The sequence below is a fragment of the Sphingopyxis sp. UBA6723 genome, from assembly GCF_002454115.1.
In the GTDB taxonomy this organism is placed as follows: domain Bacteria; phylum Pseudomonadota; class Alphaproteobacteria; order Sphingomonadales; family Sphingomonadaceae; genus Sphingopyxis.
In genome coordinates, this window is sequence record NZ_DKIH01000006.1 from 176,666 (window position 1) to 186,563 (window position 9,898).

General features: G+C 64.7%; 9 protein-coding genes. 3 read left to right on the plus strand and 6 right to left on the minus strand.

Annotated features, from left to right (window positions below):
* Positions 1-10 precede the first annotated feature (10 nt).
* From B4F07_RS04445 to B4F07_RS04455, 3 genes are read right to left on the minus strand one after another with little or no spacing between them, the layout of a single operon-like run.
* Entirely contained in the window at positions 11-175 is a 165-nt protein-coding gene (locus B4F07_RS04445) for a helix-turn-helix transcriptional regulator (RefSeq protein ID WP_293702288.1), read from the minus strand.
* Between the two features lie 31 nt (positions 176-206).
* On the minus strand, positions 207-584 hold the full coding sequence (locus B4F07_RS04450; RefSeq protein WP_293702291.1) for a type II toxin-antitoxin system VapC family toxin: 378 nt from the start codon (positions 582-584) through the stop codon (positions 207-209).
* A complete protein-coding gene (locus B4F07_RS04455; protein WP_162548436.1) occupies positions 581-868 on the minus strand; it encodes an AbrB/MazE/SpoVT family DNA-binding domain-containing protein in 288 nt (95 codons plus the stop codon). The genes B4F07_RS04450 and B4F07_RS04455 overlap by 4 nt, the downstream gene beginning before the upstream one ends.
* 486 nt (positions 869-1,354) lie before the next feature.
* Between B4F07_RS04455 and acnA the strand changes: the two genes are divergently transcribed.
* The 3 genes from acnA to B4F07_RS04470 are packed head-to-tail and all read left to right on the plus strand — an operon-like array spanning position 1,355 to position 4,634.
* Complete coding sequence (gene acnA, locus B4F07_RS04460) at positions 1,355-4,030, plus strand: aconitate hydratase AcnA (protein ID WP_293702299.1); 2,676 nt, start codon at positions 1,355-1,357, stop codon at positions 4,028-4,030.
* Positions 4,031-4,045: 15 nt separating this feature from the next.
* A complete protein-coding gene (locus B4F07_RS04465; protein ID WP_293702302.1) occupies positions 4,046-4,318 on the plus strand; it encodes a ribosomal protein L7/L12 in 273 nt (90 codons plus the stop codon).
* A 46-nt stretch (positions 4,319-4,364) separates the two neighbouring features.
* Entirely contained in the window at positions 4,365-4,634 is a 270-nt protein-coding gene (locus tag B4F07_RS04470) for a CBU_0592 family membrane protein (protein ID WP_293702305.1), read from the plus strand.
* A gap of 276 nt (positions 4,635-4,910) precedes the next feature.
* Here the strand turns inward: B4F07_RS04470 and B4F07_RS04475 are convergent, their stop codons facing one another.
* The 3 genes from B4F07_RS04475 to B4F07_RS04485 all read right to left on the minus strand — a co-directional run.
* Positions 4,911-6,143 (minus strand): serine hydrolase domain-containing protein, encoded by a 1,233-nt coding sequence (locus tag B4F07_RS04475; protein ID WP_293702307.1) that lies wholly within the window; start codon positions 6,141-6,143, stop codon positions 4,911-4,913.
* 61 nt (positions 6,144-6,204) lie between these two features.
* Positions 6,205-7,752: a carboxylesterase/lipase family protein gene (locus B4F07_RS04480; protein ID WP_293702310.1), complete on the minus strand. Its 1,548-nt coding sequence runs from the start codon at positions 7,750-7,752 to the stop codon at positions 6,205-6,207.
* 55 nt (positions 7,753-7,807) lie between these two features.
* A partial coding sequence (locus B4F07_RS04485) for a TonB-dependent receptor (RefSeq protein ID WP_293704556.1) occupies positions 7,808-9,898 on the minus strand: 2,091 nt, incomplete at its 5' end.

A 9,898-nucleotide genomic window follows, 5' to 3' on the forward strand; every position in this document is an offset into this window, starting at 1 on the left:
GCCAAACCCCCTATATTAGATCATCCACCCGAACCCCCAGCGCCTCCGCCAGCTTGCGCATCGTCTCCACCGACCCCTTGTCGCGCCCGGCCTCGATGTCGGCAATCTGCACCCGGTTGACCCCCGACACCGCGCCCAGCTTGACCTGGCTCAGCCCGCGCAGTTCGCGCCACACACGCAGCGGGCTTTCACCGACACGCCGCCGCTTACCGGACGAACTCGACCGCCATTCCCGCCGTCCCGATCATCCGCTGATCGAACGTTACAAAAGCCTCGGCCCCCTTGGCGGCGACCAGATGGATATGATCGGCGAAATCGCCGCGCTTCGCAAAAGCGGCCAACGCTTGTCGCACCTCTTCCTCGTCGGCCATCATGATGGTCGGAATGTCGAGCAGGGCGCCCAGCGCCGCAGTCAGATAGGAGCGGTCAAAGCCATAATGGGACTGGAGCAGCCAGCCGAGTTCCAACAGGACGGTGATCGGGACAAAGACGCCTGCCTCGATAATGTCGCGCGCCATCTCCGTCTGCGCCGGATCGTCGTTGAGCAAGAAACGCGCGAGGACGTTCGTATCGACCGCCTTCAAGGCTTGGCGTCCCAGCTTTTGTCCTCTCGAAACATGCGGTCGATCGCGGCATCCGCCTGTTCGTCGCTGATTCGCGGCCCGGTGTAATTCACGGTCTTGCGAATCTTTGCCATCGCCGCCTCAAAACTCAGCGCCTTTTTTGCCTTGGGTTTGGCGCGCAGCATGACCCCCGCGGGGCCATCGACGACTTCCAGCACCGTGCCGACATCCCAATGCAACCGGTCGCGTACATCCTTGGGGATGACGACCTGGCCCTTGGCCGATACTCTGGTTTCCTTGGTCATACCGGTAAGATAACATGGGTGGGGCGATCGAACAAGTCGTGGGGCCGATGGTCCTTCCCCGCGCGTTGTGCTCGAACGAGGCGCGTGACCCGTCCGGCCTGACCCAAGATGCCTCGATGCTTTTTCGCTCGTCATGCAGCCAGCTTAACATGATCAGACGCGGTTGGGACGCGACCCTGCCCACTATGGACCATTCCGCGCACCCCCTTCTCATCGTCACCCCGGACTTGATCCGGGGTCCCGCTCAGCAACGTCGAAAAGCGGGACCCCGGATCAAGTCCGGGGTGACGAAGAAGGGCAGCGCCAATAATCCTCCGCGTCTCCGCGTCTCCGCGCGAACCAACCACCCCCACCCCCTTGCATTTCCCCACCCCCCGCGTAAGGCGTCCCCAACAAAAACCGCGCGCGCGACTCCTGCTGGCCCCGCTCTCCCGCCACGCCAGCGGCCGGTCATTCCCCGCCGCGCCAACAGGGGACTGCTGCAAGATGACGACCACCGGACATGACACGCTGGGCACCCGTTCGACGCTGAGCGTCGGCAACAAAGACTATGCGTACTATTCGCTCGACAAGGCCGCGGCAAAGCTGGGCGATGTGTCGCGGCTGCCGTTTTCGATGAAGGTGCTGCTCGAAAACCTGCTGCGCTTCGAAGATGGCGGCTTCACCGTGTCGACCGATGACGTTCAGGCGCTGGTCGACTGGCAGAAGGATCCGCATTCGAACCGCGAGATCCAGTATCGCCCGGCGCGCGTGCTGCTCCAGGATTTCACCGGCGTCCCCTGCGTCGTCGACCTCGCCGCGATGCGCGATGCGATTGCCAAGCTGGGCGGCGACACGACCAAGATCAACCCGCTCGTCCCCGTCCACCTCGTCATCGACCACAGCGTCATGGTCGACGAATTCGGCCATCCGAAGGCGTTCGAGCAGAATGTCGAGATCGAATATTATCGCAACGGCGAGCGCTATGACTTCCTGAAATGGGGATCGAAAAGCCTCGACAATTTCAAAGCGGTTCCCCCGGGCACCGGCATCTGTCACCAGGTCAATCTGGAGCATATCGCGCAGGCGGTGTGGTCGAGCCAGGACGCCGACGGCACGACGGTAGCCTATCCCGACACCTGCGTCGGCACCGACAGCCACACGACGATGATCAACGGGCTCGGCGTGCTCGGCTGGGGCGTCGGCGGGATCGAGGCCGAGGCCGCGATGCTCGGCCAGCCGGTGTCGATGCTGATCCCCGAAGTCGTCGGCTTCAAGCTGACCGGCGCGCTGAAGGAAGGCGTCACCGCGACCGACCTGGTGCTCACCGCGACGCAGATGCTGCGCGCCAAGGGCGTCGTCGGGCGCTTCGTCGAGTATTTCGGCCCCGGCCTGTCGTCGCTGTCGCTCGCCGACCGCGCGACGCTCGCCAATATGGCGCCCGAATATGGCGCGACCTGCGGTTTCTTCGGCATCGACGACAAGACGCTCGACTATATGCGCCTGACCGGGCGCAGCGCCGAAAATGTCGCGCTGGTCGAAGCCTATGCGAAGGCGCAGGGATTGTGGCTGTCGGCCGACATGGCCGATCCGGTGTTCACCGACACGCTGGAACTCGACATGGGGACCGTCGTCCCGTCGCTGGCGGGGCCGAAGCGGCCGCAGGACAAGGTCATCCTGACCGAAGTCGACGATGTGTTCAATTCGGACCTCGCCTCGGTATACAAGCATGACGGCATCAAGCGGGTGCCGGTCGCGGGCAAGGATCATGATATCGGCGACGGCGACGTCGTCATCGCCGCGATCACCAGCTGCACCAACACCTCGAACCCCGGGGTCATGGTCGCCGCGGGTCTGGTCGCGCGCAAGGCGAACGCCTTGGGCTTGAAGCCCAAGCCGTGGGTCAAGACCTCGCTCGCGCCGGGATCGCAGGTGGTCACCGACTATTTCGATCGCGCGGGCCTGACCGCCGATCTCGATGCGGTCGGCTTCAACCTCGTCGGTTATGGCTGCACCACCTGCATCGGCAATTCGGGGCCGCTGGCGGGGCCGATTTCGGAGGCGATCAACGGCAACGACATCGTCGCCGCGTCGGTGATTTCGGGCAACCGCAACTTCGAAGGCCGCGTGTCGCCCGACGTGCGCGCCAACTTCCTCGCCTCGCCGCCGCTGGTTGTTGCCTATGCGCTCAAGGGCACCGTCACCGAAGATTTCACCACCACCCCGATCGGGCAGGACCAGTCGGGCAAGGACGTCTTCCTCGCCGACATCTGGCCGACCAATCAGGAGGTCGCCGACACCATCGCGTCGTGCATCGACCGTGACATGTTCGAGGCGCGCTACGAGCATGTCTATCGCGGCGACGAACATTGGCAGAAGATCGAGGTCGAAGGTTCGGACACCTATCAGTGGCGCGCCGGGTCGACCTATGTCGCCAACCCGCCCTATTTCGAGGGGATGACGATGACCCCGGCGCCGGTGTCTGACATCATCGACGCGAAACCGCTCGCCATCCTGGGTGACAGCATCACGACCGACCACATCAGCCCCGCCGGCAGCATCAAGGCGGACTCGCCGGCCGGAAAATGGCTGATGGAACATCAGGTTAACAAAGCCGACTTCAACAGCTACGGCGCCCGCCGCGGCCACCACGACGTCATGATGCGCGGCACCTTCGCCAACATCCGCATCAAGAATGAAATGGTCCCCGGCATCGAAGGCGGCATGTCGCGCTATGGAAGCGAAGTCATGCCGATCTATGACGCCGCGATGCGCCACAAGGCCGACGGCACTCCGCTCGTCGTCATCGCGGGCAAGGAATATGGCACCGGCTCGTCGCGCGACTGGGCGGCGAAGGGCACCAATCTGCTCGGCGTTCGCGCCGTGATCGTCGAGAGTTTCGAGCGCATCCACCGCTCGAACCTCGTCGGCATGGGCGTCCTGCCGCTCCAGTTCCAGGACGGCGACACGCGCGAAACGCTCGGCCTGACCGGCGACGATGTCTTCACGATTACCGGCGTCGCGGATCTCAAACCGCGCCAGACGGTGACGGTGAACGTCACCCGCCCCGACGGTTCGACCTTCAGCTTCGATACGCTCTGCCGCATCGATACCGCGAACGAGGTCGAATACTATATGAACGGCGGCATCCTGCACTACGTTCTGCGCAAGCTGGCGGCGTAAGCAAGGGGACGGCGGATGGGCAAGCTGCTGATCCTTGTCCTCGGCCTGGCTCTCGGCCTGCTCCTCGCCCGCTATTTGCGCGGGCGGCGGACAGGCCGCGACCTTGCCGCGCCGCCGCCGCGCCCGATGGTGCGCGTCGGCGACGAGCGGATCGACGACGAGGAAATCCGCGCCCTGATCCGCCAGGACCGCAAGATCGACGCGATCAAGCTGGTCCGCGAACGCACCGGATTCAGCCTTGCCGAAGCCAAGGACGCAGTCGAGGCGCTCGAACAGACGATGCGCTGAATCACCTGTCCCCGACCGGGGTGCAGGCCACCCGAAGGGACGGCATATGAGCGTTGTTGAGATCGCGATCGAGGTTATCGGCTGGCTCGCTGCCATCCTGATCCTCGCCAGCTATGTCCTGCTCTCGCTCGGTAAGATCGAACCGCGCAGCTATCTCTATCAGTGGATGAACGTCATCGGCGCGAGCGGTTTCGTGCTCAACTCAGGCTATAATGGCGCGCTCCCGTCGGCGGGGCTCAACATCGTCTGGGCTTTGATGGGCGTCTTCACGCTATGGACCGTGTGGCGCGCCCGCCAACTGTCCCGCGAAAGTTGAGGCCTCGCAAATGGTGGAGGTCGCAGTCAGATGATGATATTTCGGATGACGAAGAAAATTGTCAGTGCCGAGCAGGAAACATCGCCGGGGACGAAATATCGGCGAGCTGCGTGAAGCCGAGGCCGTTCTGGCGCACGGCGGCGCAACGGCCGACGTTCCGCCGATCGTCACATGAAATTTTCGATCCCATGTTTCCAAATCAACGCATTGATACAGAACAAAAATGACGCGGCGGTTGGAACCGCCGCGTCAAAGGAGCGCCGTTGAAGGGATGCCTCAGGGCGCCAGAGTGCGATCGGCAATCGCGTTCTCGATCAGGTCCTGCATGACTTGCTCAAGCTCGACGCTCTTGCGATCGCCGCCGCTCGAAATCTCAGTCGCAATAAGGGCGTAATAGCCGGTCTCGCGATCGATCCAGCCTGTCCAGCCATAGGCACCCGGCGAGGAATTGATCTTGGACGTCGTACAGGCCGAAGGCGTATCGCATTCAACGAAGGAGCCGAGCGCATATTCCCAGCTCGCTGCGCTCCCCGGAACAAAGACGCGCGGCAGGCCCGCGGTGCGCTGCCGGGTGAAGGTCGTCATATCGGTAATGAAGCTGCCGCCAAGGAAGGCACGCAGCAATTTCGCATAGTCGCGCGGCGTCGAATAGGCCCCGCCCGCGACCCACGGGTTGGTGGGAGCGCTTCCCGCAGGGTCATACCAAGTCGTGCTCGTCATCCCGAGCGGGGTCGTCACATGCTGCGCGAACAATTCGTGGAAATTGCGCTGGCGCGCGGGCGATGTTCCAGGCGCTATGCTTATATCCTTCGCCTCGAGATAGGCTGCGGCGACCTGAAGCCCGTGCGGGCCATAGCTATATTGCGCACCGGGAGCGTTACCCGGGCGCAGACTGTCGTAACGCAGGTCGTGGATGCTCTTCGCGCAATTGTAGAGCGTCATGGCCGGAAGCAGCTGACAGCCACCAACGAGCGGGCTCGCGTTGAAGCCCGATGTCATCGACAGCGCATGTTTGAGTTTGACATCCTTCTTTGTCCCGCTCGTCGTCCAGAAAGCAAGCGGCGGCCGCATCGGATCGTCGAGTGTCGCGACACCAGCCTGCACCATGCGCATGCCGAGTGCGCCGGCGAACCATTTGGAGGCCGACGCAAGCGGGGTCACCCGATCGATACCGAAGCTGCCCTTCTCATAGGCGAAGAGATAGTCGGGATCCGAAGCGTTACCGACGATGAAATAGCCGTTATCGACCTCGGTATCGGCGTCGATTGCCGCCTGTAACGCTGTCCAGTCATAGGTATAACCGCCGACGGTGGCCGAAAGGCTGGCGGCCGCGGGCGCCGATGCCGCCGACGTCGACGCTTTAGCAGCGGGCGCCGCAGGCGGAAGCTGCACCATGGGACGCGCCTCGCCGTCGCCGCCGCCTTCGAATCCGCCCTGCGCCGCAAAAGCCGCAGCCCCCACCGTCGCCGCACCGGCGGCAAGCCACATCCATTTCGTTCTTCCAGCCATTTTCTCTCTCCCAGCTTCGTTGCACATCGTCGAAACGGAGGGCCGCGTACGGCCGGACGGGCTAGGGCCTGGACTGGCCGTTCCCGAAGTGGACATTGAGCAGATGGTCGAGCTGCGCCTTGCGAAAGCCGGCGACGACGCCGGACTCCGGCGCAAGTCTTGCGAGACGGTCGCTTGCCGCATCGTAACGCGGCCAGTCTCGAACGAGTGCGCACCCGGGAATGCCCGTCTTGGCGAAGCCAACCCAGCAGGCGGAGATGCCTTCGCCGAAGCGGCGATCCTCGTCACCGACGGCGCCAGCGACCGACGCGAAATAGTCGAGCGTCCCGAACAGATAGGGGATTTCAGACCCGTGCGCTGCGCCCTTGGCGCGGTCGCGCCGCGCCGCTGCGACATAGTCGAAATGATAGAGATACGACGGCACCCCGCCCGCCGTCCGGGCTGCGAGCCAGCGCGCCGGAGCGACGAACCACGCGTCGCCCAACACCTGGCGCGCCAGTTCATCATCGGCCAGCCCCATGCCATAGGCGACGCGGCCCGCCGCCTGGTCGCGGCCGAGATAGGCGAGCGCGGCTGTTGGCGGCACGCCCATGGCAAGGATGACGCTCGCCTCGTTGCTGTTGGCGCCCACAAGAAGCGGAACGTCAATCGGCTCACTGCGAGCGAAGACGCGCCACGGCGCTTCGCGCACCAGGTCGCCGTCGAGGATGGGGCCGGTCATCGCGCCCGGCGTGCGGACATCGCCCGCGGCGACGAGCGCGGCGGCGGGAAGCGCACGAAGGGCTTCGAGCGAGGCCGAAGGCGGCGCGCCGGCACGCGCTGCTAACGCGGCGCCGAGCGCTTCTTGCTCGCGAAGCGGGCGCGGGTCGAGGAGCCCCACGCCCGACTGAACGATCGCGCGAGCGAAGAGACCCTTGGCCTCGGCCTGCGCAAGGATCGTCGTGACGCCGATCGCGCCGGCGGACTCGCCGAACAAAGTCACCTGCTCGGGATCGCCGCCAAAAGCGGCAATATTCTTCTGCACCCAACGCAGCGCGGCCAATTGGTCCATCAGGCCGTAATTGGCGAGCGCCTCACCGCGCGGCCTGGCTGCGCTGAGCGCCGGGTGCGCAAAATAGCCGAGCGCGCCCAGCCGGTAGTTGATCGTCACCAGGATCACGCCTTGCCGCGCGAAGGCGGTGCCGTCGAACGCCGGAAAGGTGCCCGAGCCGATCACATGCGCGCCGCCGTGGATCCAGACCATGACCGGAAGCTTGCGGGCCGCCGCCGGGCGCCAGATGTTGAGCTGGAGGCAATCCTCCGATTGATATTCGGCGACCCCGCCCGCGACCAGCGCGGGGCGCACCGTTTGCGGACAAGCGGGTCCGGGTTTCGTGGCATCGCGAACCCCATCCCAGCGCGGCGGCGCCTGCGGGGCCCGCCAGCGAAGCGGGCCGACCGGCGGCGCCGCGAAGGGAATATCGAGAAAGCGCTCGACGCCCGCATCGCGTGCGCCGGCCAAGCGGCCCTGCGCGATCGTCGCGGCAGGAGCGGCATCCGCCGCCGCGGCGGGCGCCGGTCCGAGCAGCGCCGCGGCACCGAGCAGTGCTGCCATCACCAAATGCTGCATTCCGCCCTCCTTCCCTTCCCGGCCTGCGGCCCGAGGCCGCGGGCGAGTGAGCGACCTAGAAAGAAATGCGTCCTTCGACGCCGATGACGCGGGGCTGGCTGTACCGGTTGATCGTCGGCGCCTGCGCGACAAAATAGACCTTGTCGAAGAGGTTGTTGGCGAAGGCGCTGACGCTGACCTTGCCGAAGTCGACGCCGACCCGAAGATTGACGAGGACATAATCATCGAGATCGACCGAGGTCGCTGTCAGCTCCTGTTTGCCGCCCCATTGTCCGCTGACCAGGACATTGCTGGTCAGCGCGACATCCTTGGTGACCGGGTAGCGCAGATTGAGGTTGGCCGAAGCCAGCCAGTCGGGAACCTGCGCAAGGTCCAGCCCGTCATAGCGGCCGCTCTTGACCTTGCCCTCTTGCCGCGAGCCACTCAAGGCGAGGCGGCCATTGCCTTCGCCGAGATCGAAGCCCTGGCTATATTCGGCCTCGATACCCCAGCTTTTCGCATCGCCCGCATTGGTGAGATAGGCGACCGCCGCCACCGGACACGCCGCGTTGGTGAGCGCGCACCCGTCGTCGACCTGAGCGATCAGGTCCTCAAGTTCGGTGTAATAGCCCGCGATTGCGAAATAGCCGCGCCGGATCGGACTGCCCTTGATACCGGCTTCGTAAGACGTGCTGTTTTCGTTGCCGAACAGAACCTGCACGGGACTCGGCGCGCGCGGATCGGAGAGGCGCGTGTTGAACCCGCCGGCGCGGTAGCTGCTGCCGACCTTGCCATAGGCGAGGACGTTCGACGTCAGCTTGTACGAAAGCGTCGCATTGTAGGAGAGATTGTCGGCGTTGATGCTGTCGTCGATGATCCGCGACGGCCCGCCAGTCGGAAGGTCGGTCCCCAGATCGTAAAGCCGCGCCGAGATGCTCCGGCTGTCGCGGGTATAGCGCAGTTCCCCGGTCAGGTTGAGGCTGTCGGTGATGTCGAAACCGAGCGAGCCATAGGCGGCATAGCTTTCGAAATACAGCCGCGCAGGCGCGATATTGCCCGGTGACGGATTGGCAAGGGTCGGCGTGCGCGTCGTCGCCACCGAGAAATCGCTGTCGAGCAGCAGCATTTCGGCGCCGACCAGCCATGTGAAGCGATCGCTCGCCCCGCTGACATGAATGTCCTGCGAGAAATTGTCGGTCGTATCGATGACATAGGACGAGGCACTCGGGTCGAGCGGGGTGAGCGCGCCGATCTGCCCCGCGGCGCGCGCGCGTGCAAGCTCGGCGGGGCTGATCGCGTCATTGTCGAGATCATATTCGGACGTGCGCTTGCGAAAGGAGGTTGTCGACGTCAGGTCGGCACCGCCGAGATCGACGCGGACGAGCGCCTGCAGACCGTCCACATCCTGGCTGGCGCGCGGCGCGGTGTTCCAGGGGTAGCGAAAGCGATCCTGCGTATAACCGCCGGGAAAGCCTGGCGTGCCAGCGGGAATCGAGATCTGGTAGTGGATCGTCGGCGTGGTCAGCCGCTGGGTCTCGGCCGTGATGATCGCATCTACGGGTCCGCGTTTCAGCCGGATCTGGCCGCGCAGCCCGTGGCCCTTCTGCTGGTCGAAATAGACGTCATTATCGGGATTGTAGAAGAAGCCCTTGTCCTGCTCGACGAGATCGCCGCTCAGGCGGATCGCCAAGCCATCGGCGAGCGGGACGTTGATCGCACCCTGCGTCTGGAAACTGTTGTTCTCGAAGCCATAGCGCGCGCTTGCCCAACCCGAGAGGTCGAATTCGGGTTCGGCCGAGATGATATTGATCGCGCCGCCGACCGCGTTGCGGCCATACAACGCGCCTTGCGTCCCGCGCAGCACCTCGACGCGGCCGATGTCGAGCAGGTCGAGCCGCGTGAAGTTGCGACCGCCCACCGGACCGCCCGCGATATAGGCGCCGTTGCGATAGAGGCCGACGCTTGGGTCGCCATTGGTGGCACGCGCGGTCGATGAGGCGCGGATGGAGATCTCCGACGTGACCGACGAGTTCAGATTGTTGAAGCGGACGCTGGGTTGATCGGCGAGGAGTTCGCCGCTGCCCGTCGCGCCGCCGCGATCGGTGAGCGACGTGATATCGATGACCGACGCCGCGGTCGGCACATCGGCCAGCCGCTCTTCGCGGCG

Excerpts from the sequence above, each read along its gene's own strand:
- B4F07_RS04465 (WP_293702302.1), top strand. The coding sequence starts at position 4,046 with ATGGGCAAGCTGCTGATCCTTGTCCTCGGCCTGGCTCTCGGCCTGCTC.
- acnA (WP_293702299.1), top strand. The coding sequence starts at position 1,355 with ATGACGACCACCGGACATGACACGCTGGGCACCCGTTCGACGCTGAGC.
- B4F07_RS04470 (WP_293702305.1), top strand. The coding sequence starts at position 4,365 with ATGAGCGTTGTTGAGATCGCGATCGAGGTTATCGGCTGGCTCGCTGCC.
- B4F07_RS04480 (WP_293702310.1), bottom strand. The coding sequence starts at position 7,752 with ATGCAGCATTTGGTGATGGCAGCACTGCTCGGTGCCGCGGCGCTGCTC.
- B4F07_RS04475 (WP_293702307.1), bottom strand. The coding sequence starts at position 6,143 with ATGGCTGGAAGAACGAAATGGATGTGGCTTGCCGCCGGTGCGGCGACG.
- B4F07_RS04455 (WP_162548436.1), bottom strand. The coding sequence starts at position 868 with ATGACCAAGGAAACCAGAGTATCGGCCAAGGGCCAGGTCGTCATCCCC.